The 25,651-nt window shown below is 33.4% G+C and carries 21 protein-coding genes; 20 read left to right on the top strand and 1 reads right to left on the bottom strand.

What is annotated here, in order from left to right:
- The first annotated feature begins 13 nt into the window (after window positions 1-13).
- From BD847_RS05470 to BD847_RS05380, 19 genes are all read left to right on the top strand, one after another.
- Entirely contained in the window at window positions 14-1,243 is a 1,230-nt protein-coding gene (locus BD847_RS05470; RefSeq protein ID WP_115887229.1) for an HD domain-containing protein, read from the top strand.
- Window positions 1,244-1,282: 39 nt separating this feature from the next.
- A complete protein-coding gene (lpxD, locus tag BD847_RS05465; RefSeq protein WP_115887228.1) occupies window positions 1,283-2,326 on the top strand; it encodes a UDP-3-O-(3-hydroxymyristoyl)glucosamine N-acyltransferase in 1,044 nt (347 codons plus the stop codon).
- On the top strand, window positions 2,319-3,707 hold the full coding sequence (locus tag BD847_RS05460; protein ID WP_115887367.1) for a bifunctional UDP-3-O-[3-hydroxymyristoyl] N-acetylglucosamine deacetylase/3-hydroxyacyl-ACP dehydratase: 1,389 nt from the start codon (window positions 2,319-2,321) through the stop codon (window positions 3,705-3,707). The genes lpxD and BD847_RS05460 overlap by 8 nt, the downstream gene beginning before the upstream one ends.
- A 74-nt stretch (window positions 3,708-3,781) precedes the next feature.
- Window positions 3,782-4,567, top strand: a complete 786-nt coding sequence (lpxA, locus tag BD847_RS05455; protein WP_065450097.1) for an acyl-ACP--UDP-N-acetylglucosamine O-acyltransferase — start codon at window positions 3,782-3,784, stop codon at window positions 4,565-4,567.
- Window positions 4,568-4,661: 94 nt separating this feature from the next.
- Window positions 4,662-5,228, top strand: a complete 567-nt coding sequence (gene efp, locus BD847_RS05450; RefSeq protein WP_115887366.1) for an elongation factor P — start codon at window positions 4,662-4,664, stop codon at window positions 5,226-5,228.
- A gap of 121 nt (window positions 5,229-5,349) precedes the next feature.
- The gene (locus tag BD847_RS05445) at window positions 5,350-6,279 is read left to right on the top strand and encodes a UDP-3-O-(3-hydroxymyristoyl)glucosamine N-acyltransferase (protein ID WP_115887227.1); all 930 of its coding nucleotides are present in this window, start codon (window positions 5,350-5,352) and stop codon (window positions 6,277-6,279) included.
- 1 nt (window position 6,280) lies between these two features.
- Complete coding sequence (locus BD847_RS05440) at window positions 6,281-6,643, top strand: nuclear transport factor 2 family protein (protein WP_115887226.1); 363 nt, start codon at window positions 6,281-6,283, stop codon at window positions 6,641-6,643.
- 86 nt (window positions 6,644-6,729) lie between these two features.
- Window positions 6,730-7,602 carry a succinate--CoA ligase subunit alpha gene (sucD, locus tag BD847_RS05435; RefSeq protein WP_115887225.1) on the top strand — a complete coding sequence of 291 codons (873 nt, stop codon included), beginning with the start codon at window positions 6,730-6,732 and terminating at the stop codon, window positions 7,600-7,602.
- A 140-nt stretch (window positions 7,603-7,742) separates the two neighbouring features.
- Window positions 7,743-8,171, top strand: coding sequence for a hypothetical protein (locus BD847_RS05430; RefSeq protein WP_115887224.1), 429 nt, complete (start codon window positions 7,743-7,745; stop codon window positions 8,169-8,171).
- A gap of 306 nt (window positions 8,172-8,477) precedes the next feature.
- On the top strand, window positions 8,478-9,089 hold the full coding sequence (locus tag BD847_RS05425; protein ID WP_115887223.1) for an RNA polymerase sigma factor: 612 nt from the start codon (window positions 8,478-8,480) through the stop codon (window positions 9,087-9,089).
- 89 nt (window positions 9,090-9,178) lie between these two features.
- Window positions 9,179-10,291, top strand: a complete 1,113-nt coding sequence (locus tag BD847_RS05420; protein ID WP_115887222.1) for a FecR family protein — start codon at window positions 9,179-9,181, stop codon at window positions 10,289-10,291.
- 305 nt (window positions 10,292-10,596) lie between these two features.
- Window positions 10,597-14,325: a SusC/RagA family TonB-linked outer membrane protein gene (locus tag BD847_RS05415; protein WP_115887221.1), complete on the top strand. Its 3,729-nt coding sequence runs from the start codon at window positions 10,597-10,599 to the stop codon at window positions 14,323-14,325.
- 11 nt (window positions 14,326-14,336) lie between these two features.
- Window positions 14,337-15,815 carry a RagB/SusD family nutrient uptake outer membrane protein gene (locus BD847_RS05410; protein ID WP_115887220.1) on the top strand — a complete coding sequence of 493 codons (1,479 nt, stop codon included), beginning with the start codon at window positions 14,337-14,339 and terminating at the stop codon, window positions 15,813-15,815.
- 16 nt (window positions 15,816-15,831) lie between these two features.
- A complete protein-coding gene (locus tag BD847_RS05405; RefSeq protein WP_115887219.1) occupies window positions 15,832-16,692 on the top strand; it encodes a substrate import-associated zinc metallohydrolase lipoprotein in 861 nt (286 codons plus the stop codon).
- Between the two features lie 10 nt (window positions 16,693-16,702).
- The gene (locus BD847_RS05400) at window positions 16,703-18,049 is read left to right on the top strand and encodes a DUF4302 domain-containing protein (RefSeq protein ID WP_115887218.1); all 1,347 of its coding nucleotides are present in this window, start codon (window positions 16,703-16,705) and stop codon (window positions 18,047-18,049) included.
- Window positions 18,050-18,296: 247 nt separating this feature from the next.
- Entirely contained in the window at window positions 18,297-19,043 is a 747-nt protein-coding gene (fabG, locus tag BD847_RS05395; protein WP_115887217.1) for a 3-oxoacyl-[acyl-carrier-protein] reductase, read from the top strand.
- 107 nt (window positions 19,044-19,150) lie between these two features.
- Window positions 19,151-21,178 carry a hypothetical protein gene (locus BD847_RS05390; RefSeq protein WP_115887216.1) on the top strand — a complete coding sequence of 676 codons (2,028 nt, stop codon included), beginning with the start codon at window positions 19,151-19,153 and terminating at the stop codon, window positions 21,176-21,178.
- A 381-nt stretch (window positions 21,179-21,559) separates the two neighbouring features.
- Window positions 21,560-22,456: a LysR family transcriptional regulator gene (locus BD847_RS05385; RefSeq protein WP_115887215.1), complete on the top strand. Its 897-nt coding sequence runs from the start codon at window positions 21,560-21,562 to the stop codon at window positions 22,454-22,456.
- 74 nt (window positions 22,457-22,530) lie between these two features.
- Window positions 22,531-23,496 (top strand): YeiH family protein, encoded by a 966-nt coding sequence (locus BD847_RS05380; protein ID WP_115887365.1) that lies wholly within the window; start codon window positions 22,531-22,533, stop codon window positions 23,494-23,496.
- A 1-nt stretch (window position 23,497) separates the two neighbouring features.
- On the opposite strand, the gene BD847_RS05375 is transcribed toward BD847_RS05380, so the two are convergent.
- Window positions 23,498-24,475 (bottom strand): hypothetical protein, encoded by a 978-nt coding sequence (locus BD847_RS05375; RefSeq protein WP_244201561.1) that lies wholly within the window; start codon window positions 24,473-24,475, stop codon window positions 23,498-23,500.
- A gap of 143 nt (window positions 24,476-24,618) precedes the next feature.
- On the opposite strand from BD847_RS05375, the gene BD847_RS05370 reads away from it, so the two are divergent.
- Window positions 24,619-25,617 carry a zinc dependent phospholipase C family protein gene (locus tag BD847_RS05370; protein ID WP_115887213.1) on the top strand — a complete coding sequence of 333 codons (999 nt, stop codon included), beginning with the start codon at window positions 24,619-24,621 and terminating at the stop codon, window positions 25,615-25,617.
- Window positions 25,618-25,651: the final 34 nt, after the last annotated feature.

Raw genomic sequence — 25,651 nt, 5'->3', positions numbered from 1 at the left:
AAATAACCAAATAGTGACTCATATCAATAAGTTAAAAATATTCAATGATCCCATTTACGGGTTTATCACAATCCCGAACGAACTTATTTACGACTTAATTCAGCATCCGTATTTTCAGCGATTGCGCCGTATTTCACAAATGGGTTTATCGTATTTGGTGTATCCTGGAGCGAATCATACACGTTTTCATCATGCTTTAGGTTGTATGCATTTAATGAAAAAAGCAATCGACACGCTTCGTTTTAAAGATGTTGCAATTTCTGATGAAGAAGAAAATGCTTTGTTAATAGCAATTTTGCTTCATGATATTGGGCATGGACCTTTTTCACACGCAATGGAAAAAAGTATTGTTGAAGATGTGCACCATGAAGCGATTTCATTATTGTTTATGAATCAGCTAAATGAAGAGTTTGACGGAAGATTAAGTCTGGCTATTAAAGTTTTTAGAGGAGAGTACCATCGAAAATTTATGTTGCAATTGATTTCAAGTCAATTGGATATGGATCGAATGGATTATTTGAAGCGTGACAGCTTTTATACTGGTGTTGCAGAAGGAAATGTGAATTCGGAACGATTGATTCAGATGATGAATGTTGTTGATGATGTTTTGGTTATTGAAGAAAAGGGAATTTATTCAGTCGAAAAATTTCTTCTTTCCAGAAGATTAATGTACTGGCAGGCCTATCTACATAAAACAAGCCTTGTTGCAGAACTGATTTTGATGAAAGTATTAAAGAGAGCAAAAGAGCTTACATTAAAAGGAGTTAAACTTCCTTGCAGCGAGCCGCTTTTGTACTTTATGCAAAATAAAATTACACTTGAAGATTTTGATGCAGAAAAATTGGATTTGTTTTCACAATTGGATGATTTTGACATAATAAGCGCCTTAAAAGCATGGCAAAGACAAGATGATTTTATACTTTCAACCTTAAGTAAAATGATCATTAACAGAGATTTGCTTAAAATTAAAATGAGCGCTGAGAAAATTTCTATGGAAGAATCTCAGTCCATGAAAGAAGAATTTGCAGAGGAACATCGTATTTCGCAATTAGAAGCAGGTTATTTTATCTTTAGAGGGAAAATAAAAAACCAAGCATATAGTAAAGCAGCTGAACCAATACGTATTTTGAAAAAAGACAAAACAATTGAAGATGTTGTCGAAGCCTCTGACCAGCTGAATTTGAAATCGTTATCTAAATTGGTTACAAAATATTACATCTGTTTCCCAAAACAACTTATCTAAAATTAACATTTAAAATCTATTTTTTATATTTTTGTCGCGATGAAATTTACAGCAGAACAAATAGCAGGAATTTTAGAAGGAGAAGTTGTTGGGAATCCCAATGCAGAAGTTTCTCGGCTTTCTAAAATAGAAGAAGGAGAGGAAGGATCTCTTACTTTTTTAGCTAACCCTAAGTATATCAATTATATATATAGTACAAAAGCGACAGTAACGATTGTTAATGACAGCTTTGTGCCTGAACAGGAAATTACTACAACATTGATAAAGGTGGAAGATGCTTATGCAGCGTTTTCTAAACTTTTGCACTTTTATAATCAGGTTAAATTAAACAAAAACGGTATCGAACCGCAGTCTTTTATGTCTGAAGGAACTAAACATGGGGAAAACCTATATTTAGGTAGTTTTAGTTATATTGGTCAAAATGTTGTTTTAGGTAATAATGTAAAAATTTACCCAAACAGTTTTATTGGTGACAATGTAACCATTGGTGACAATGTTTTTATTTTCGCCGGAGCTAAAATTTATTCAGAAACTGTAATAGGAAACAATTGCACGGTTCATTCCGGAGTTATAATTGGTGCAGATGGTTTTGGCTTCGTGCCAAATGAAGAGGGAGTATATAGTAAAGTACCACAAATTGGTAACGTTATCATTGAAGATAATGTTGATATTGGTGCCAACACTACAATCGACAGAGCAACTTTGGGCTCCACTATAATTAGAAAAGGAGTTAAATTAGACAATCAGATTCAGATTGCCCATAATGTAGAAATAGGAAAAAACACTGTGATTGCGGCGCAATCTGGTGTGGCAGGTTCTACGAAAATTGGCGAAAACTGTATGATTGGCGGCCAAGTTGGTATCGCAGGTCACTTGACTATAGGAAACAATGTAAGACTACAGGCACAATCTGGCGTAGCAAGGAACATCAAAGATGATGAAACGCTACAAGGAACGCCTTCTCTGGCTTATACCGATTTCAATAAATCTTACGTTCATTTTAAGAATTTACCTAAGATTGTGACCGAACTGGAAGAATTAAAAAAACAAATAATAAACCCAAAAAATGGATATAATGGTTAAACAGAAGACCATCAAAAATGAAATTTCGCTAACAGGAGTTGGATTACACACTGGAAAAGAAGTTACAATGACTTTTAAACCTGCTCCAATTAATAATGGTTTCACTTTTGTAAGAGTAGATCTGCAAGGTCAACCAGTCATTGAGGCTGATGCTAATTATGTTGTTAATACCCAAAGAGGTACAAATCTAGAAAAACTAGGCGTTAAAATTCAGACTCCGGAACACGTATTGGCTGCATTAGTAGGCTGTGATCTGGATAATGTTATTATCGAATTAGACGCTTCAGAGCTTCCTATTATGGACGGTTCTTCAAAATATTTTGTAGAAGCAATAGAAAAAGCCGGAATCGAAGAACAAGCTGCAAGTCGCAATGTTTATGTAGTAAAGGAAGTAATTTCATTTACTGATGAAGCTACAGGAAGCGAGATTTTGGTTATGCCAAGCGATGATTACCAAGTTACTACAATGGTAGATTTTGGTACAAAAGTTTTAGGTACTCAAAATGCTACTCTTAAAAGTATTTCAGATTTTAAAGACGAAATAGCAAATTCAAGAACTTTCAGTTTCTTACATGAATTAGAATCATTGTTAGAAAACGGACTTATTAAAGGTGGAGATTTAAATAATGCCATTGTTTATGTAGATAAAGAAATCTCTGAGTCTACAATGGAAAATTTAAAGAAAGCTTTTGGTAAAGATGAAATTTCAGTTAAACCAAATGGTGTTTTAGATAATCTTACTTTACATTATCCAAACGAAGCTGCAAGACACAAATTATTAGATGTTATTGGAGATTTATCTTTGATTGGAGTAAGAATCCAAGGAAAAATCATTGCAAATAAACCAGGGCATTACGTAAATACACAATTTGCTAAGAAACTTGCAAAAATTATTAAAATTGAGCAAAGAAACCATGTTCCTGTATACGATTTGAATCAGGAGCCATTAATGGACATCCATAAAATTATGGCTGTTTTACCTCACAGACCTCCATTTTTATTAATCGACAGAATTATAGAAATGTCTGACAGTCATGTTGTGGGAATGAAAAATGTAACTATGAATGAAAACTTCTTCGTAGGACATTTTCCTGAAGCGCCAGTTATGCCGGGAGTATTAATTGTTGAAGCAATGGCTCAGACTGGAGGAATTTTGGTATTAAGCACAGTTCCGGATCCAGAGAATTATTTGACTTATTTTATGAAAATAGATAATGTTAAATTCAAACATAAAGTATTGCCTGGGGACACATTAATTTTCAAATGTGAATTGATTTCTCCAATCAGAAGAGGAATTTGTCACATGCAGGCTAACGCTTACGCAAATGGGAAATTGGTAACTGAGGCAGAATTAATGGCTCAAATTGCAAAAAAACAATAATAATTAATCGATTTTATTGTTTACGTTTGTTGCCCTAAATCAGATTATTTTAATTTAAAATATAAAACTCACAGATGAATCAACCATTAGCATATGTTCATCCAGGCGCTAAAATCGCTAAAAATGTTGTAATTGAACCTTTTACAACAATCCACAATAATGTTATTATTGGTGATGGTACTTGGATTGGTTCAAATGTAACCATCATGGAAGGTGCCCGAATTGGAAAAAATTGTAATATTTTTCCAGGAGCGGTAATTTCTGCTGTACCACAGGATTTAAAATTTGGCGGAGAAGATTCTTTGGCTATTATAGGAGATAATTGTACCATCAGAGAATGTGTTACTATCAACAGAGGAACAGTTGCTTCAGGGCAAACTATTCTTGGAAACAACTGTTTAGTAATGGCTTATGCACATATCGCACACGATTGTGAAATTGGAAACAATGCCATTATAGTAAATGGAGTTGCTTTGGCTGGACACGTTGTAGTTGGAAACCACGCCGTTATTGGTGGTTTGGCAGCTATTCATCAATTTATTCATATTGGGGATCATGCAATGATTTCAGGTGGATCATTGGTTAGAAAAGACGTTCCTCCTTATACAAAAGCTGCAAAAGAACCTTTATCTTATGTTGGAATCAATTCAGTTGGACTGAGAAGAAGAGGTTTTACAACAGAAAAAATTAGGGAGATACAGGAAATTTATAGAATTCTGTATCAGAAAAATTACAATACAACTCAGGCTTTGAGTATTATTGAAGCAGAGATGGAAGCTACTCCTGAGAGAGATGAAATTTTGGATTTTATCCGAAATTCATCACGAGGAATTATGAAAGGTTATTCAGGAAACTATTAAAAATAAAGTTTAATTGTTTATTTGTTTAATCGTTCTATCGAAAAAAACAGCTAAACGATTCAACGATTCAACAAATAAAATAAAACAAATTACAATGGCATCTACATCAGATATTAGAAACGGATTGTGTATTAAATTTAATCACGATATCTATAAAATTATTGAATTTCTTCATGTAAAACCTGGAAAAGGACCAGCTTTCGTAAGAACAAAATTGAAGAGTTTAACTTCAGGAAAAGTATTAGACAATACATTTTCTGCAGGTCATAAAATTGACGTTATTCGTGTTGAGACACATACATTCCAATATTTATATCCAGAAGGAGATGAATTTCATTTTATGAATGCTGAAACATTTGAGCAGATTTCTTTAAACAAAAACATCTTAGATGCACCAGATTTGTTAAAAGAAGGAACAAATGTAATGGTTCAAATTAATACTGAAACTGATTTGCCTTTATCTGTAGATATGCCTGCATCAGTAATTTTAGAAGTTACTTATGCTGAACCAGGAGTAAAAGGAAATACAGCTACAAACGCTACAAAAAATGCAACAGTAGAAACTGGAGCAAATGTAAACGTACCTTTGTTTATCAACGAAGGTGATAAAATTAAAATTGATACTGCTTCAGGTTCTTATATGGAGCGTGTTAAAGAGTAATTTCTTAATTAAGATAATTTGACAATGAGTCAATTAGATAATTTGTGAATCGACATAATTTTTGTACATTCATTTTCTAATTGACTCATTTTCTAATTGACAAATTTTCTAATTATTACATATGAAATTTCAAAAGAGTCATTCTTTACAAGAAATTGCAAATTTGCTTCAATGCGAATTTATTGGCGACCCAAACTTTCAGGTTTTAGGCATGAACGAAATTCATGTTGTTGAGCCTGGTGATATTGTTTTTGTAGACCATCCAAAATATTATGATAAAGCTTTACAATCGGCTGCTACAATTGTTTTGATAAATAAAAAAGTAGAATGTCCGTTAGGTAAAGCGCTTTTAATTTCTGATGACCCTTTCAGAGATTTTAATACATTAACCAAACACTTCAAACCTTTTCAGTTTGCTAATGTTGCTATTGCTCCCACGGCAGAAATTGGCGAAGGAACTTTAATACAGCCAAACAGTTTTGTTGGAAATCATGTAAAAATTGGTAAAAACTGTTTAATACATTCAAATGTTTCGATTTACGATCACACTATAATTGGTGATAATGTAATAATTCATGCAGGCACAATTTTGGGAGCAGATGCTTTCTATTATAAAAAACGCCCTGAAGGTTTTGATCAGTTAATTTCTGGAGGAAGAGTAGTAATCGAAAATAATGTTGGTATTGGTGCGCTTTGTACAATTGACAAAGGTGTAACTGGAGATACAACAATTGGAGAAGGAACAAAACTGGATAATCAGGTGCACGTTGGGCACGATACCGTTATTGGTAAAAAATGTTTAATAGCTTCACAAACTGGTATTGCTGGTTGCGTGATTATTGAAGATGAAGTGACACTTTGGGGACAAGTTGGTACTACAAGTGGCATCACAATTGGAGCGAAAGCTGTTGTAATGGGACAGACCGGAGTGACAAAATCAGTTGAAGGAGGAAAGTCCTATTTTGGAACTCCGATAGAAGAATCAAGAGAAAAATTGAAACAGTTGGCGAATATCAAAAAGATTCCTGAAATTCTAAATAAATTGAAATAATATGTCTATTAAAGAGTTTGTTCAAAAATTTTATAAGTCGGATGCCTTAATTGATAGTGAAATTCTCAAAACTTATTTGCATCCTGATGTTATATTGGAATGGAACAGTAGTAAAGGATTAATTCAGATGAATTATGATTCGATGCTTGAAATGGCAAACGAATTAAACCGTGCTTATGTGCGTTCAAAAGTTAGAATTAGTCATATTCTAGCCGAAGAAGATCTGGTTTCAATTCGTTATTCTCATTTTGTAAAAACAATTGAGAATCCAAGAGAAGAAATGTTGTTAGCACATTTTGCGACAATTTGGCAAATAAAAGATGATAAACTTTACCGAGGATATCAGATGAGCCAATTTTCTTAATATTTTTTTGACAATAAAAGGGCTAAAATAGATTACAAAACCTTATTTTTGCAACACAATTTTAAAAACTACATAAAATATATATCATGAGTGTTTTAGTTAATAAAGATTCCAAAATAATTGTTCAGGGATTTACAGGAAGCGAAGGTACTTTCCATGCTTCTCAAATGATTGAGTACGGTACTAATGTTGTTGGTGGTGTTACTCCAGGAAAAGGAGGAACAAGCCATTTAGACCGCCCGGTTTTTAATACAGTAAAAGATGCTGTAGATCAAGCAGGTGCAGATACTTCTATCATTTTTGTTCCGCCAGCTTTTGCTGCTGATGCAATTATGGAAGCTGCTGATGCTGGAATTAAAGTAATTATCGCTATTACAGAAGGAATTCCTGTAGCAGACATGATTAAAGCAAATAATTATGTTAAAGAAAGAAATTCTAGATTAATTGGTCCAAACTGCCCAGGTGTAATTACTCCAGGTGAAGCTAAAGTTGGTATTATGCCAGGTTTCGTTTTCAAAAAAGGTAATGTTGGAATCGTTTCTAAATCTGGAACTTTAACTTACGAAGCTGCTGACCAAGTTGTAAAACAAGGTTTAGGAATTACTACAGCTATCGGTATTGGTGGAGATCCAATTATTGGAACTACAACAAAAGAAGCTGTTGAATTATTAATGAACGATCCTGAAACTGAAGCAATCATTATGATTGGTGAAATTGGTGGTCAATTAGAAGCTGATGCTGCTAAATGGGTAAAAGCTGATGGAAACCGTAAGCCAGTAATTGGATTTATCGCTGGAGAAACTGCTCCTGCTGGTAGAACAATGGGTCACGCAGGTGCTATTGTTGGTGGTTCTGATGATACAGCTGCTGCTAAAAAACAAATCATGAGAGACAACGGAATTCACGTTGTTGATTCACCAGCTGAAATTGGTAAAAAAGTAAAAGAAGTACTTGGATAATCTCCAAATATTCTAAATAATAAATTCAAAAAAAGTCTCAATATTCTGTTGAGACTTTTTTCCATTTTAAAGACTGAGGCGTAAATTGAAAAAACTTAGCATCTTAGTATCTCAGTGTCTTAGAAGCTTAAAAAAGAAATATGAGTAAAGAGTTAGAAAAATTTAAAGTAAGCAATAGTTTTGCTTTTACTATTGAAGACAGTTTAGAAGAAGTTTGCAATGCTCCTGAAGGAAGTGCTGGGGTTTTTGTTGTTTATGCTGTTGAAGGAGCAGAGAAAGAATTAATTATGGTAGGTTCTACCGGAACAGTTCAAAATGACGGAACATTAAAAAGTAAAAATGGTGGCTTATACGATAAAATCGTAAACGGACATCAATTTGCAAAAACAGGAAGAAAATATTCATGGCCTGCACAAATGAAACTAGAGAATATTTCTGTTCTTGAAGTTTTCTGGTATGAAACTTTTAACGCAGATAATAAAGCAATTCCAACAGCTGTTGAAGGGCAGGTACTTCAAAGTTTCTTGGATGAAAATGCTAAATTGCCTAGATGGAATGTAGCTTTCTAAAAAAGCACTTTTATTAAAATTTTATTCTTAGCCTTACTTTATTAGTAAGGCTTTTTTTGTAAAAGTTTAGAAGTAATAAATCATTTTAAGTAGTGAAATAGAAGAAAATAGTTCAAGAAATACAGTTGTTCTAAAGCGTTGGAGTTATATCCTAATACTAATATATTAGTTCTTTTATGTAAAATAATTGGTTTTAAATAATAGCTTTTATATATTTATCGAACAAAAATGAGAGATAATGTTAAAATAGTATTATCATCTCATTAAGTATAAAAACCATTTTTACGAATACCGCCCCAATAAACAATGAAAACTGCAACCGCAACGATCAATCTTTTTGATGATAATACACTTTGGAATAATTTGAAAGACGGTGATGAAAAATCATTTTCCATGTTATTTGAGCGTTATTATGCCGATTTGGTACGATATGGAAATTCTCTTTCTCTATTCGAAGAAAAAGTTCAGGATTGTATTCAGGATGTTTTTACAGATTTGTGGGTGTATAGAAATTCGCTTCAAGAGTCAGTCGTAGTAAAAGCTTATTTATTGGCGAGTGTTCGTAAACGTATTGCACGCTTACATGAACGTGATCATATTTTTCGTAAAACAACCACTACAGATTCAATAGCATTTTTACTTGAATTTTCAGTTCAGCATGAACTTGTAGATGACGATTATGCTACAAAAGAAAAAGTAAATCATTTGAATAAGTTACTAAATGATTTACCTGCAAGACAAAAAGAAGCGCTATATCTTCGTTATCATCAAGGCTTAACTGTCGAACAAATTGCTGAAATGCTCGATGTTAACTATCAATCGGCAAGCAACTTGTTACACCGCGGTTTACTTAGTCTTCGCAAGGAATGGAAAGGTTCTTTCCCTATTATCCTACTACTATCTTCAGGAAGTTTTTAAAATTATTTCAAAAAAAATAAAAAAAATCACAATTTGGTGAGTATATAATAAGAGAAGTGTCCTCTATGTTTTTGTAACCTTATATTTAAATGCAAAAACGTAACACATATACCCAAATAGAAGATTTTTTATCTGATGATTCTTTTAGATCCTGGATCTTATCTAAAATTGATAATGACGGCTGGGAAGAATGGACCTTAGAAAGTCTTCAGCGCGCGAAACTAGTTGAAGATGCAAGATTACTACTTCTTGCCATGAAATTACCTGAAAACGAATTTTCTGCTTCAGATATTCATAAAGCGTTGCAAAACACATGGGCAAAAATCCGTGAGAAAGAAAATCAAAAAACAGTTCAAATTTTTAAAATTAATGTTTTTAGAAAATATTTTCTTTCAGGAATTGCTGCAACCTTGTTTATATGTATGGCTTCTGCATGGTTGTATACCACTTATTTTAGATCAGGAAATTCAGTTGTAACGTACAACGAATTGATAAATGATGACAACGAAGGTTTAGTGGAGCAAACTAACAATTCTGATAAACCACAAATAATTACACTTTCAGACGGAAGTTCTGTTTTGCTTCAACCTAACAGTAAATTGAGTTATCCAAAAATATTCGACGGTAACGAGCGAAAAGTATACCTGTCAGGCGAAGCTTTTTTCGAAATAAGTAAAAACCCGAAGAAACCATTCTTTGTTTTTGCAAACGAAATTGTTACCAAAGTTGTAGGAACAAGCTTTAGAGTAAAAGCCTATTCAGACAAACCAGATGTTGAAGTCCTTGTTAGAACCGGAAAAGTCAAGGTGAGATCTAATAATCTGGCTGCCAAGTCTGATAATAAAGAAATTGTTTTATTACCTAATCAGGCTTTACGCTTTCAGAGAAGCGAAATGAAATTCAATAAAATCACTGACATCACACAGGACATAAGTCTTTCAAAAAGCATTGGAAGTATTGAACAGTTAAGTTTTGAATTTACTGATATTCCTGTTTCACAAATATTCGAAACCATCGAACAGGCTTATTTAATTGATATCGATTTTCCGAAAGACAAATTAAAAGATTGTCATTTGACCACATCTTTAAGTGATCAGCCATTAACCGAAAAATTAAAAATTATTTGCAAAAGCATTGGAAATAATACCAGTTTTGAAATGAATGGAAATCAAATTACGATAATTTCAGAAGGTTGTAATTAAGATTTTTGTTGGGTGTAACTGTAATTACACTCTGGAAAATTATTGTTGTAATTCTAAGTTTTTAAGGTAAAATCTTATTTTCTGAATCAAAAATGTAAATTATTTCTTTTTATTTAAAAAAATCAACTAACCAAAACCAAAGTAAAAACCATTAAATGCCTATGTAAAACTATTTATAAAAAAAAGTGCCGAAATGCTGTAACATTATCGACACTTATTAAAGTTGAATTGCTCTCTGTAAAGAGTGATTCATTCGTTTCTTAAAAATACATGCGAATCAGTATTAATCAAAACAAACCAAAATTATGAAAAAACCAGTTGTTAAACAACGATTACTCCATAGAATCATGAAAATAACACTATTTCAGTTTGTCTTAGCACTTGTGTTTTCAAGCTTTGCTGTGGCAAATAATGTTAGTGGACAAAAGAAATTAGATACAAAAGTTACAATTACAGTTGAAAATCTGACTCTTGATAATGCTTTGTCTAAAATCGAAAAGTCCGCACATGTAAAATTCTCTTATAACTCCAGACTTCCGCAGCTCAATAATAAAATTAGTATTGAGGCGAATCAGGAAACACTTTCCAGTATTCTGAACCGAATTTTGGTACCTTTTAATATTACTTTTTCGGAAGTGAGCAATCAGATTATATTGCAAAAAAATGCAGAAGCAACTCCTTTTGAAAGCGTAGATAATTCTGATTCACTTTTTGAAAAATTATCAGCAGGACCTGTTATTAGAGGAAAAATTACAGATGCAACGGGAAGTCCACTTCCAGGTGCAACTGTAATGGCAAAAGGGACAAAGGTTGCTGTGTTAACTGATTTTGACGGGAATTTCGTAATCGAAATGCCTGCAAATTCAGACACACTTGTTATTTCTTATGTAGGTATGGAGACTAAAGAAATAGGAATTGGCAATACAACACCAACAGTTGTTTTAAATGAATTAGGACAAAACCTTAAAGAAGTTGTGGTTACTACCGGATATGAAAAAACGTCTAAAAGAACTTTTACAGGGGCTATTAGCAAAATTTCCGGAACCGAATTAAAAGTTGATGGAGTAGTTGACGTAAGCCGAATGATCGAAGGAAAAGCGGCCGGAGTTACAGTACAGAATGTTACTGGAACCTTTGGTACAGCTCCTAAAATTACAGTGCGTGGTTCTTCTTCTATTTTTGGAGATACAAAACCGTTATGGGTTATTGATGGTGTTGTGCAGGAAGATATTATCAATATGTCTTTCGCAGATTTGGCATCAGGTAATTCAGAAACATTGTTAAGTTCGTCTGTTGCAGGGCTAAATGCAAATGATATTCAAAGTATTGAAATTCTTAAAGATGCATCGGCTACGTCAATTTATGGATCAAGATCATTAAATGGAGTAGTGGTCGTAACAACCAAACAAGGACGAAGAGATTCACCACTAAAAATAACTTACGGTTTAGAGCAAACGGTTAGAACGGTACCAAATTACAGCCAGTATGATATTTTGAATTCTCAGGAATCGATGAGTATTTTAAAAGAAATGGAAGCTAAAGGATATTTAGATTTGCCTTCAACTGTAAATGGTAGATACGGTGGAGCCTACAACATTTTAGGCCGCGCAATCAATACTTATATTCCTGAAACAGACAGTTATTTAGTAAGCAATGACCCTGTTAGTCGAAATAACTTTTTGAGAAAATACGAGCAGGCAAATACAGATTGGTTCAAAGTTTTGTTTAGACCATCTATTACACAAAATCACTCTTTGAGTTTTTCAGGAGGAGGAAAAAATAACACTTTTTATGCTTCTTTAGGATATTATACAGATCCAGGATGGACAATTGCCGATGATGTTAAACAAATCTCAAGTAACATTAAAGGAACATTTTATGTAAACGATAAATTAAACATAACGCTTTCTACACTTGCATCTGTGCGCGATCAGGGCGCTCCGGGAAGTTATGAAAGTGAAAAAGACGTTGTTTTCGGAAAAGTAACACGTGATTTTGATATCAACCCGTTCAACTATGTATTAAATACGAGTAGAACTTTACGTCCTTATGACGAAAAAGGTAATCTGGAGTATTACAGAAACAACTGGGCTAAAATGAACATCATTAATGAATTAGAAAATAATTTCATGGAAATCGAAGTGAAAGATATTCGTTTCCAATTAGATCTTGATTATAAAATAACGCCACATTTGACCTATAACTTAACTGGTTCTGCCCGTTATGCAAATACAAGTCGTGAACATAAAATCTTAGAAAACTCTAATGTTGTTGGTGCTTATAAAGCAGGAACACCTGATGGAGAAGATGGTGTAAACACCTTAGTGAGAGATCAAAATATCTTTTTATACCAAGATCCAAATGATTTGACAGCGCCAAAAGTATCTGTTCTTCCAAATGGTGGTTTTTTAAGAAAATTTACCAATGACATGACTTCTTATAATTTAAGAAACAGTGTTAATTACAGAAATATTTTCGGCGAAAAACATGAAGTAGAAGGTTTATTCGGAACTGAAATGAGATCTATTGACAGAACCAGTGATCAGTTTACTGCTGCTGGTTTGCAATATGACAGAGGTTTAACTGCTTTTACTGATCCAAGAATAATAGAAAAAATTATAAATGGAGGAGATTCTTATTATGGTTTTAATGAAGAGCAAGAGAGAACGGTTGGTTTCTTTGGGAAAGTAGGATACACTTATGATCGTCGTTATACTGCTTCACTTACAGGCCGTTATGACGGATCGAACAGACAAGGAAATAGCAATTCTTCAAGATGGCTTCCGACTTATACTGTGAGTGGAAAATGGAATGCTGCTGAAGAAAGTTTCATGAAAAACGTAGAATCGGTTAATACTTTGGCACTTAGAGCTTCTTACGGTTTAACAGCAACTGCGGGACCAGCAACAAACTCTTTGGCAATTTATAAAAGTGCAATTACTGATCGTTTCATATTAGATGATAGAGAATCAGGTATTAGAATCGAAGAATTACAAAACGGCGATTTAACTTGGGAAAAACAGTTCGAAACTAACATTGGTGTTGATCTTGGAATGTTTAACAACAGAGTGCAATTAACCACAGATATCTATCGTCGTAAAGCTTTTGATTTAGTTGATTATGTGATTACTTCTGGTGTTGGAGGTCAGAGAATCAGACAAGGAAACAATGCTGATATGGAAACGAAAGGTTTGGAGGTAGCTTTTACAACCAAAAACATAGACAACAGAGATTTTAAATGGACTTCAACTCTTAATTTCTCTGTTTACAATCAGGAAATTACAAAACTTGAAAATACTCCAACTGCATTTGATTTAGTTGATGCAAATGGAGGAAATACGGTTGGTCATCCGAGAAACTCATTGTATTCTTACCAATTTACAGGTTTGAATAATCAAGGGCTTCCAACATTCATTTTGCAAGACGGTGCAGAAAACAATATTACTGATGCCAATTTTCAGGACAATTTAAATGTTACTAATTATTTAAAATACGAAGGATCAATTGAGCCTAATAAATCATTTGGTTTTGCCAATACATTCACTTACAAAAATTGGTCTTTATATGTTTTCATTGTTGGATCAGGAGGAAATAAAGTTCGTTTAAATCCTGTTTACGACAGTACTTATGATGATTTGACTGTATTTACTAAAGATTTTACAAATCGTTGGATCAATCCGGGAGATGAAAATTATACCAATATTCCTGTAATTGCAGACAAACGTCTAAATGCAAACTACGGTGGAGAACGTACATTGGCAAGAGCTTACAATACGTATAACTATTCGGATGCTCGAATTGCCGATGGCGATTTTGTGCGATTGAAGAATATTTCATTGAGTTGGGAATTTCCAAAGGATTTCAAAAGAAAAATCGGTGTGAACACCTTTACTTTAAAAGGATCAGCAGTAAATCCGTGGTTGATTTATTCTGATAAAAGACTAAATGGTCAGGATCCTGAATTTCGTAATTCTGGAGGAGTTGCTTTACCGGTAACCTCTCAATATACATTTACTTTAAACCTTTCATTATAATAGTCAAAATTATGAGAAACTTAAAAATAACATTATCCCTATTGATACTTATAAGTATTTATAGCTGTGATGATTTCTTATCAGAAAAGCCAGATAATAGAACAGAAATTGATACACCTGAGAAAATAAAAGAGTTATTGGTTGAAGCTTATCCTCAGATGAGTTATTTCGAGATTGCCGAAACGATGTCAGACAATGTAATAGACAGCGGTCTTCCGGAAACATTAATCAGAAATGAGCAAAATTACAATTGGGAAATTAATACAGAAGCTACCGATATTGATACGCAGGCTTATTACTGGGATGCTTGTTACAAAGCAATCGCACACGCCAATAAAGCATTAGAAGCAATAGAAGAGCTAGGAAGCCCGGCAAGTCTTAATCCGCAAAAAGGAGAAGCTTTAATTGCAAGAGCATATTCACATTTTATGCTGGTTTCGCTTTGGTCGAAACGTTATAACCCGGCTACAGCAACAACTGATTTAGGAATTCCGTATGTAACAAAACCTGAAAAGGAATTATTAGTTAAATACAAAAGAAACACCGTTGCTGAAGTTTTTGATTTTATTGAAAAAGACATTGAAGAAGGTTTAAAGTATGTTACAAATGATTATAAACAGCCAAGATTTCATTTCAATGTAAATGCATCAAAAGCTTTTGCCAGCCGATTTTATTTAGTAAAAGGAAACTGGGATAAAGTTATTTCATTGTCAGATGATTTAGGTTCTAAACCGGTTGGAAAATTAAGAAATCTTGCTTCATATGAGTCAATTGGTGTTGAAGATCAGCAATTAAAATACGCCAACAGCGATGCCGAAACTAATTTGCTTATTGTTTCTGCAAATACTATTGTGAGCAGAGTATACCACTCAAACCGTTTTAATCTGTCTGGTGTAAATCAGCCTGAAATTTTCGGTTCGGCAACAAACCTTTTCAGAAAGCCATATTACTACAATTTATATTCTTCTAACGGAAGCACAACTTTGTTTGTTCCTAAGTTCTATGAATACTTTAAGTATTCGAATGTTACAGCTGGAATTGGAGATCCTTATGTTGCAGAAGTTTTACTTAGCAATGATGAATTTTTCCTAAACAGAATCGAAGCACACGTAATGAAAGGCGAAATTGTAGTGGCAAACGCTGAATTGGAATATTTTACAGCTACCAGAACACCAACTTACAATCCGTCCAGAGATATTTTGACTGAAGCAATGGTTGTTGCAAAATATCCTGTAATTCCAGATGAATTTACTCCTTTTTATACCATGACAGCTGTTCAGACTTCATATGTAAAAGCAATTGCTGAAGCACGAAGAAGAGACTTCATGCACGAAGGAATGAGATGGTTTGATATAAAACGTTTTAATCTTGTTGTTACTCATGCAACTGCAAATAAACCGGTAAATAAACTGGAAAAAGATGATAACCGCAGAGCATTACAAATTCCGCTTCACGCATCAAATACAGGTATTGAGTTAAACCCAAGATAATCTAAAAATTAAAATCATGAAATTATTTAAATATAATAAAATAGCAGTTTTAGCACTGGTTTCGATTGCACTGGTTTCTTGTGGCAATGATGATCAGCCGGGAGATAGCCAATTGGACTATACACAACCGGTTAAAACAAAATTGGACAATTGGATTACAACTAATTATTTGACTCCATACAACATCAATGTTCAATATAAATGGAATCAAAATACCGTTGACAATAGTCGTTATTTATTTCCACCAACAATAGAAAAGGTACAACCTGCTCTTGAAATTGTGCAAACGATTTGGCTAAAAAGTTACGCCACAATTGGAGGTGCAGATTTCGTAAAGAAAATTGCTCCGCGTGAAATTGTTTTGGTTGGAGGAGTAAATTTAAATAGTGTAGGAACCAGAACTTTAGGTTTAGCCGAAGGTGGACAGCGTGTTACCTTGTTTGAAACTGATTATATCGATAAATCTAACCGTGAAAATGTTGCAGAGTTTATTCATACCATTCAGCATGAATACATTCACATTTTAAATCAAAACAAACCTTTTGATGAAAAATCATGGACTGTAATTACTCCTGGTGGTTATACAGCAGACTGGTACAATTACGAAATTCCAGAATCAAACGAGCTTGGTTTTATTACTAGTTATGCAAGATCCAATATCAACGAAGATTTTGCAGAAACAGCATCGATGATATTAATTTATTCGAAAGATGAATATGCTGCATTTTTAGCAGGAATTCAAAGTCCGTTTGCTCTTGAAGCTTTAAAAAAGAAAGAAGCGCTTGTTGTTAAATACTTCAAAGAAGCTTTCAATATGGATTTTTATGCTTTGAGAGATGAAGCAGAAAAGAATACTACAGCTGTTATAACTAACTAAAACCAGTATCATGAAAATAAAAAACCTATATAAGTACTTATCTGCAGCTATTTTGATACTGCATCTTTATTCCTGTACTAATAATACAGACGCTGATCCATTGTTTGACGAAACACCAACAACACGTTTAAACAATCAAAAATCAGAATTAAACACCGCTTTATTGTCATCTGAGTTTGGATGGAAAGCCGTTTATTTTACTGATAATACCGTTTTGGGAGGATATACACATCTTTTTAAGTTTGCAGAAGACGGGACTGTAGAAATGGCATCCGATTTTGATGCTGATACGAAAGTTTACAAAAGCGAATATGCCATTCAACTTGGAAGTACAGTAAGCGTTACGTTTACCACAAAAAACAGAATTCATCTTTTGTCAGAATCAAATAACTATCCGATTCCGGCATTGGAAGCAAAAGGATATTTAGGAGATTTTCAGTTTTTATATTATGGTCAGGAAAATGGAGAAATTATTTTCAGAACCAACAGAAACAATCGTGAACTTCGTTTCGTAAAGGCAACCGCCGCTGACTGGGCTGATTTGTCTAAAAATCTTGAAATGGAGAAAAACGTGATCGGAAGTGATGATCGTCCGCTTTTTAGAATGCTTGAAACGAATGACGGAACAACCACTCATAAATTCGATTTCCTATTTAGTGCCGCAACCCGATTTGTAGAATCCAATTCAGTTGAAACTGGTTACGCTGTGAGTCACGATATGGGAGTAGGATACACCCCAACCGGAATCGTGGTAAGTCCGGCAGTAGAAGTTGGTGGACAAAAATTAACAGATTTCGTCTACAATGATGCCGACGGTAGTTTTACTGCAACGGGAACAAATGGTGTAACTGCCACAATAAAATATACGGATAGTCCTTTGGTACTTACAGATGATTATAAGTTGATGCTTCCTGGACAGCCATTGTATTGGTTTGGATATTTCACAAACGATTATACGGTAGAAGCTCCAACAAACTCAAAATTGTTTAATGATGAAATTAGCAAAATAAATGCAGCATTGCCAGAAGGACAAAGTATACTATCAGTAGAATTGTATACTAATACTTCGGCAGGAACTATTATCTATTACAGTTTTGAAGGAAGAGATCCAATTCAGCATTATGTTACTGTTGAAGAAGATGCAGCAGGTAAAAAGATTATCCTGAAACATAGAGCATGGGACGGAGATACAACTGCGCCAACACCGTCATTCCTTGCTAGTTTTGACAAGCATTTAATGGATGCCAATGGTTTATACATCAAAAAAGAAAGCTTTAAACTTTTTTATTCTGAACCGGTTTATACTATAACAAGCGCATCAAATCCGTTTAGAATGACAACCTGGAAACTTAACTAATTTTAAACTTTAAAAATGCAGTTGTAATAAACTGCTTTTATATCCCTACAAATTAAATGCATTGTCAATATCAAATTATTGAGAATTTTAGTTTTGTTTTTAATTTTTGGAGGAAAGGCAGCTCTTTTTGAGCTGCTTTTTTTATTCTTTAAAATTCGATTGTAAACCATTTTTTGTATTTCAAATTTTATTAAACGCCCAAATAATCTATATTTGTAATTCAAAAAATAAAAACGAATACCTTAATATGAAATTACTAGAAGGAAAAGTAGCAATCATTACTGGCGCTAGCCGCGGAATTGGAAAAGGAATTGCAGAAGTTTTTGCGAAACACGGTGCAAACGTAGCATTTACATATAGCTCATCTGCTGCATCTGCAGAAGCTCTTGAGGCTGAATTAAATAGTTTAGGAGTAAAAGCAAAAGGATATCAATCTAACGCTGCTGATTTTAATGAAGCTCAGTCGTTTGTTGACGCTGTTTTAGCTGATTTTGGAACTGTTGATATCTTGATCAACAACGCCGGAATTACAAAAGACAACCTTTTAATGCGTATGTCTGAAGCTGATTTTGACCAGGTTATTGATGTTAACTTGAAATCAGTATTCAATATGACAAAAGCAATTCAGAAAACTTTCCTAAAACAACGTGCTGGTTCTATTATCAATATTAGTTCTGTTGTTGGGGTTTCAGGAAATGCAGGGCAAACTAATTATGCAGCTTCTAAGGCAGGTGCAATTGGTTTTACAAAATCTGTAGCGCTTGAGTTAGGTTCTCGTAACATTCGTTGCAACGCAATTGCTCCAGGTTTTATCGAAACTGAAATGACTGCGAAATTACCTGAAGATGTAGTAAAAGGATGGAGAGACGGAATTCCGTTGAAACGTGGAGGAACTACAGAAGATGTTGCAAATGCTTGTCTTTTCTTAGCTTCAGATATGAGTGCATACGTTACAGGACAAGTTCTTAACGTTTGTGGAGGAATGCTTACTTAAGATTCTAAGTTGCTAAGGTTCTGAGCTACTAAGTTTTTTAATCTGACTCTGGAACAGAACACAATTTTTTATCTGATTACTGCAAACCGATACTGAAAACTATACATATGACCACAAACTCGATTTTATTATTATTGCTTTCTTTAGTAATAGCTGGTGGGTTGTCGTATTTTCAATATTTTTTTAAAGCCAAAAACAAATCGAATCTGATTTGGTTTTTGGCTTTTTTACGTTTTCTTGCCATTTTTGGATTATTGGTTTTATTGATAAATCCGGTAATTTCTAAAAGTTCGCTTGAAATAACAAAAACACCTTTAGCAATTGCGGTTGACAATTCGAGCTCGATTGAAGCTTTAAAATCGGATAAAAAAGTAACCGAATTATATCAAAAACTAATCTCAAATCCTGCTTTAAAGGAAAAATTCGAGATTCAGTCGTATCAGTTTGATGCTGATTTTAAACCTTCGGACAAATTTGATTTCAAAGGAAAACAAACCAATCTGGATGAAGTTGCCAAAAACTTAAAAAGCATCAACAAAAATCTGATTTTTCCATCGGTTATAATTACCGACGGAAATCAAACTACAGGAAATGATTATGTATATCGTTTTGATCCTGTCAATAAAGTTTATCCTTTGGTTGTGGGAGATACAACTACTTTTTTTGATCTAAAAATCAATCAGCTTAACGTTAATAAATACGCTTTTCATAAAAATAAATTTCCCGTAGAAGTTTTTCTACAATATTCAGGAGATAAAGCAACAACTGCTGATTTTACCATTTCTCAGGGAAATTCGGTTGTTGTGAAAGAGAAAGTTTCTTTTTCGCCTTCAAAGAAAACCGCTTCATTAAATTTACTTTTACCGGCTGACAAAGTGGGATTACAAATTTTTAAAGCAGCCATAACTTCAAACGCAAAAGAAAAAAATAGCTATAATAATATCAAGAATTTTGCTGTCGAAATTATCGATCAAAAATCGACTATTGCAATAGTTTCAGCCATAAATCATCCTGATATTGCGGCGCTAAAACGTTCAATCGAAATTAATGCACAGCGTAAAGTGATTTTGGTTAAACCAAATGATATCAGTCAATTGCAAGAAGCTTCGGTTTTGGTTTTATATCAGCCGACAGCTGCTTTTAAAGCTGTTTTTGATAACAATAAAAATGCAGGAAGAAATACGTTTATTATAACAGGAAACAACACCGATTTCAACTTTCTAAACCAACAACAAAACAATCTGAATTTTAAAATGAGTGGTCAAATTGAAGATTATTTGTCCGAATTTCAATCTCAGTTTAATTTGTTTGCTATCGATGATATTGGTTTTGAAAATTTTCCACCATTACAAAATCTATTCGGAACGGTTACTACAAATGGAAATGTTTCAGTTTTACTTTCTTCAAAAATTAGAAACGTTTCTACAAATGCTCCGTTATTGGCTTTCGCCGAAAATCAAGGAAAAAGAACTGCTTTTCTTTTAGGAGAAAACAGTTGGAAATGGCGTCTGCAAAGTCATGTAGACAATCAATCCTTTGAAAAATATGATGTTTTTGTAGATAAAGTGATTCAGTTTCTGGCTACATCAACTTCAAAAAAATCTTTAGTAGTTACACATGAAAGTTTTTATAATTCGGGAGATGAATTGATAATCAATGCACAGTATTTTAATAAAAACTATGAGTTTGATGAAAAAGCGAGATTAACAATTTCGGTTACAAATACAGAAACCAAGCAAAGTAAAAACTACGATTTACTAAAAGGAAATAATTCATTTTCTGTAAATCTAGACGGGTTAACAGCCGGAAAATACAATTTCACTGTAAAAGAATTAAATTCTAACACTTCATATTCAAGTCATTTTGAGATTTTGGATTTTGATATCGAGAAGCAGTTTGTAAATCCTGACGTTATAAAATTAAAACAGTTGGCCTTACAAACCAATGGAAAAGCTTTCTTTGTAAATCAAGCTGACGATTTGATCAATACGCTTTTAGAAAACAAAGAATACAAATCGATTGAGAAAAACGTTTCAACTAAAACACCAATAATTGACTGGATTTGGTTGTTGGTTTTAATCGCTGCTTTGTTGACGACAGAATGGTTTGTTAGGAAATATAATGGTCTTTTATAGTTTATCATTATTATGTAAAGTCCCTACGGGACAAAATTGTACTTAAAACATTGGTTGGCTATCGATATTTAATCTCTACGAGATTTCTTGACTGCTTTTTTATGTGTTAACTCCGTCAGGAGTTTAATATCAGTAGAAAAAATCAATGCACAAATAAATTTGTCCCGTAGGGACTATATAAGATATATGTGTTTTGGAAGTATAAGTTTTATTGTTTAAATAAAATTCCATTAAAAAGGATCAACGCGATAAAAAACTCCGTTAGGGGTTTCAGCTCGGTAGAAATAAAAATAGACACCCCAATAGATTTGTCCCGTAGGGACTATATAAGTTTTACGTGTTTTAAAGTATAAATTATATCATTTTATAGAGTATTAAAAAATGGATTTCAGGCTAAAAGTTTTCTACACCGTTGCACTCCGCCTTAACTTTACTAAAGCGGCGACAGAATTGTATATCTCACAGCCTGCGGTTTCCAAACATATTCAGGAGTTGGAAGAAACCTACAAAACCAAACTTTTTGAGCGTAATGGTTCAAAAATCGCTTTAACACCTGCTGGAGAAATTCTGCTAAAGCATACAAAAGAGATTTTAGAAATTTACAATGAAATCGATTTTGAAATGAGCTCTTTTATTAGCGAACGTCAAGGTTTATTGAGATTAGGAGCGAGTACAACGATTTCTCAATATATAATTTCTCCGGTTTTAGCACGTTTTCATCAGAAACAAAAAGACATAAAAGTCAATTTGCTGAACGGAAATACAGAGCAAATTGAAAATGCTTTGATCAACAAAGAAATCGAAATCGGAATTGTGGAAGGACAGTCTAAAAATCAGTCTATCAAATACATTCCGTTTTTAAAAGACGAATTGGTTTTGGTATGCAATAGCAAAAATCCATTTGTGCAGCAAAACGAAATTTCGATAAACGATTTAAAATCAATGAAATTCATAACTCGAGAACGTGGTTCAGGAACACTTGAAGTTATTGAATATGCCTTAAAAAATGTAAATTTAAAATTATCCGATTTACAAATTGAAATGCAATTAGGAAGCACAGAAAGCATAAAATCCTATTTATTAAATTCCGATTGTTTTGCTTTTATGTCCATTCACGCAGTTAATAAAGAGCTAAAAAACAACGAATTAATAGTTTTAGACGTAGAAAAATTATCGATTGAAAGATCTTTTTATATTATAACATTACAAGGGAAATCAGATCCGCTATCAGAGCTTTTTATTCAGAATCTATCTACTCATTATAATTTTAAGTTATAGTCAATTGTAATTTATGATTGGTTATTCTGGTTCAAACAACGGAACTTTGCAGAGTAAATATTAATTATTCTATTTTGAAAACAAAAGAACAATCAGCACCACAATTGTTTGAAATTAGTCACTACTTCCAAACTGCAATTTTCGCAACTATAATTATTCTGTGTTTATTCTCTATTATATCGCCACCAATTGCTTTGTTGTTTGGCGTTGTAGTTGTAAATATTTTCGGAAACCCATTTATAGAATTTAACCACAAGGCTATTACTTTTTTACTTCAGTTCTCCGTTGTTGGTTTAGGTTTTGGAATGAATGCTTCAAGCGCCATTTCTGCGGGAAAAGAAGGTTTTGTTCTGACAATTCTATCTATTTTCAGCACACTTATTTTTGGACTTCTATTGGGAAAATGGCTGAAAACAGAACGAAAAACATCACACTTGATCTCTTGCGGAACAGCAATTTGTGGCGGAAGTGCAATCGCAGCGATTTCTCCGGTAATAAAATCAAATGAAAACCAGACATCTATTGCTTTGGGTGTTATTTTTATACTGAATTCTGTTGCGCTTTTTGTTTTTCCTTTTATAGGACATCAATTAGGTCTCTCACAAAAAGATTTTGGCTTATGGTGCGCAATCGCTATTCACGACACAAGTTCTGTAGTTGGAGCAGCGAATAAATACGGAGCAGAAGCTTTACAAATTGCAACAACAGTAAAATTAGCAAGAGCCTTATGGATCATCCCGATTTCGATTATTACTGCGATTATTTTTAAAAACAAAAACTCAAAAATCAAGATTCCTTATTTCATCGGGCTATTTATTGTTGCAATGCTTTTGAATTCATATATTCCAAGTATTTCATTTTTTGCGCCGCATATTGTAAATCTGGCAAAGATTGGTTTAACAATAACTTTGTTCTTAATTGGTGCAACTTTAAATATAAATACTTTAAAATCAGTAGGAGTGAAGCCGTTACTTCAGGGAATTTTTCTTTGGATCTTTATTGCAAGTTTAAGTTTAATGGCGATTATTTATTTGGGCTAAATTATTTCACTTTGGAAAACTTTAAGATTGGTTGACCTGTCATTTTATAGAATTTTCCTTTTAATGAAAAACGCCTTACGATTTCAAAATCAAATTGCTTTTTAGTTTTTGCCATTTGTGCTAACTCTTTCGGAAGATCTACTTCGAAATCATCCTCAGTGTTTTTTGCTTTTTTATAAGAACCCGTTGTAGTAACGATAAAATCACGGAAAAACTTTTTATTATCCTTGACCACCGTAAATGAACTTGACCAGTCTGAACTAGGACTATTAAAAAGGCTATAATAATCAACTTCCATTAATAGTTGGTATTTACCCTCAAAACCAACAAGAAGATATAAAAATCCTGAATAAGGAGCGCCCGGACCTCCGTTAGAATGCACAACTGTCAATGCAAATTGATCTTCACCAATTTCAACTAGTTTTGGTTGCGGAGCTCTTGAGAATGCACCACATGCAAAAACTGCTGGCTGAAAAGAACGCATTTCCCAAACCTTCCCATTTTTCGCAAATTTGGCCACGCCTATTAATCCGCCGGAAAATCGGCCAGTCTGTAAACCATCCATATCATAAACTGAATGATTAAAGGTTAACAATTTAAATTGATTTCCTTTAGAATCTGTATAATCGATATTGCTTAAAAGTCTTGTTGCCACACCATCTTGATACGGAAACATTTGATCGCCTTCGACACCATTTACATCAAGATAAGCTGTTGGCTTGCAAGCTTTACAGTTCCAGCTTATAAAAGTATTGTCATCTTCAAGTTTATATAATTTACCTGGAAAAAGCTTCTGCATTGTTTTTATTCCATCAAACGGCTCAGCAATTTTAAGTACTCTTTTGGAATTTAAAATAGTATCATTTACATTTTTTAGCTGTACATCAGATTGTTGCGCTAAACAAAAAGTAGAAACTAGAAAAATAAGATTTAGATAAGAAAGACGCATATTTGTAAGATTTAACTTAATATCAAACATACAAATAAAAAATCTTTCAACATGAACTTATATCACATATATGGTATAAAAACTGCAAAAAATCAAATTCAGATAATCTTAATTGGTAAATTTTTAAATTATCTTTAAATACGGTAACTTTGCCTTCCAAATACAAAAACAAAATGAAAAACTTCAAAATGAGACCAAAATTAATCGCCTTATTTGCATTAGTTATTGGTTTTTTCACTCTATCATGGGGAATTGTCGGTCACGAAAGAATCAACAAAGCAGCCGTAATGGCTTTGCCAAAACAGGTTCAGGTATTTTTTTACAATCATATTGATTTTATTACACAAGAAGCTTCTGTTCCGGACATTCGTAAATATGCTTTGAATTATAAAGATGAGAATCCGAGACATTATTTCGATATGGAAAACTTCGGTTCTATTGATACTATTCCGCAAACAATGGAAGAAGCAAAGAAAAAATATAATGCTAAATTCTTGAACGATAATGGAATATTGCCTTGGTATATCGAAGATATGATGGCTAAATTAACTAAAGCATTCAAAGATAAAAACAGAGCTGAAATCTTATTTCTTGCGGCTGATTTAGGTCATTATATTGGTGATGCCCACATGCCGTTGCACACGTCTGCAAATCATGACGGACAATTGAGCGACCAAAAAGGAATTCATTCGCTTTGGGAAAGCAGATTGCCTGAATTGTTTGCAAAAAACTACAAATTAAATGTTCCTGAAGCGCAATATTATGCAGATGTTCATAAAGCGACTTGGGATATGATTAACGACACACACAGTTTAGTTCAACCTTTATTAGATATCGATAAAAAGTTACGTACATCAACTCCGGAAAACAAAGTTTTTAAATTAGATGCTGAAGGAAAAGTGATGAAAAGCAAATATAACACCGCTGTTTTTGCTGATGAGTATGCTACAAAACTTCACGCTGATTTGAACGGAATGGTTGAAAAACAAATGAGAAAAGCAATTGCTGCAACAGCAAGTTTTTGGTACACAGCGTGGGTAAATGCCGGAAAACCTGATTTAAGCGATTTAGACGCACCTGCAGTTACACAAAGAAATCACCAAGCTTTACAAGAAGATTTAAAACTATATCAAAAAGGTGATTTATTCGGAATGAAAAATCAGAATGATTAAGTTTTTGTTTCAAGTTGCAGGTAAAACTTGAAGC

The sequence above is a fragment of the Flavobacterium cutihirudinis genome, assembly GCF_003385895.1.
Taxonomy (GTDB): Bacteria; Bacteroidota; Bacteroidia; order Flavobacteriales; family Flavobacteriaceae; genus Flavobacterium; species Flavobacterium cutihirudinis.
Note: the sequence above shows the minus strand (reverse complement) of the source record. Positions and strands in the feature narration are given on the sequence as shown.

Excerpts from the sequence above, each read along its gene's own strand:
- BD847_RS05460 (WP_115887367.1), top strand. The coding sequence starts at position 2,319 with ATGGTTAAACAGAAGACCATCAAAAATGAAATTTCGCTAACAGGAGTT.
- fabG (WP_115887217.1), top strand. The coding sequence starts at position 18,297 with ATGAAATTACTAGAAGGAAAAGTAGCAATCATTACTGGCGCTAGCCGC.
- BD847_RS05390 (WP_115887216.1), top strand. The coding sequence starts at position 19,151 with ATGACCACAAACTCGATTTTATTATTATTGCTTTCTTTAGTAATAGCT.
- BD847_RS05440 (WP_115887226.1), top strand. The coding sequence starts at position 6,281 with ATGTCTATTAAAGAGTTTGTTCAAAAATTTTATAAGTCGGATGCCTTA.
- sucD (WP_115887225.1), top strand. The coding sequence starts at position 6,730 with ATGAGTGTTTTAGTTAATAAAGATTCCAAAATAATTGTTCAGGGATTT.
- BD847_RS05410 (WP_115887220.1), top strand. The coding sequence starts at position 14,337 with ATGAGAAACTTAAAAATAACATTATCCCTATTGATACTTATAAGTATT.
- lpxA (WP_065450097.1), top strand. The coding sequence starts at position 3,782 with ATGAATCAACCATTAGCATATGTTCATCCAGGCGCTAAAATCGCTAAA.
- BD847_RS05415 (WP_115887221.1), top strand. The coding sequence starts at position 10,597 with ATGAAAAAACCAGTTGTTAAACAACGATTACTCCATAGAATCATGAAA.
- BD847_RS05375 (WP_244201561.1), bottom strand. The coding sequence starts at position 24,475 with ATGTTTGATATTAAGTTAAATCTTACAAATATGCGTCTTTCTTATCTA.
- BD847_RS05425 (WP_115887223.1), top strand. The coding sequence starts at position 8,478 with ATGAAAACTGCAACCGCAACGATCAATCTTTTTGATGATAATACACTT.
- lpxD (WP_115887228.1), top strand. The coding sequence starts at position 1,283 with ATGAAATTTACAGCAGAACAAATAGCAGGAATTTTAGAAGGAGAAGTT.
- BD847_RS05430 (WP_115887224.1), top strand. The coding sequence starts at position 7,743 with ATGAGTAAAGAGTTAGAAAAATTTAAAGTAAGCAATAGTTTTGCTTTT.
- BD847_RS05405 (WP_115887219.1), top strand. The coding sequence starts at position 15,832 with ATGAAATTATTTAAATATAATAAAATAGCAGTTTTAGCACTGGTTTCG.
- BD847_RS05370 (WP_115887213.1), top strand. The coding sequence starts at position 24,619 with ATGAAAAACTTCAAAATGAGACCAAAATTAATCGCCTTATTTGCATTA.
- BD847_RS05385 (WP_115887215.1), top strand. The coding sequence starts at position 21,560 with ATGGATTTCAGGCTAAAAGTTTTCTACACCGTTGCACTCCGCCTTAAC.
- efp (WP_115887366.1), top strand. The coding sequence starts at position 4,662 with ATGGCATCTACATCAGATATTAGAAACGGATTGTGTATTAAATTTAAT.
- BD847_RS05420 (WP_115887222.1), top strand. The coding sequence starts at position 9,179 with ATGCAAAAACGTAACACATATACCCAAATAGAAGATTTTTTATCTGAT.
- BD847_RS05445 (WP_115887227.1), top strand. The coding sequence starts at position 5,350 with ATGAAATTTCAAAAGAGTCATTCTTTACAAGAAATTGCAAATTTGCTT.
- BD847_RS05400 (WP_115887218.1), top strand. The coding sequence starts at position 16,703 with ATGAAAATAAAAAACCTATATAAGTACTTATCTGCAGCTATTTTGATA.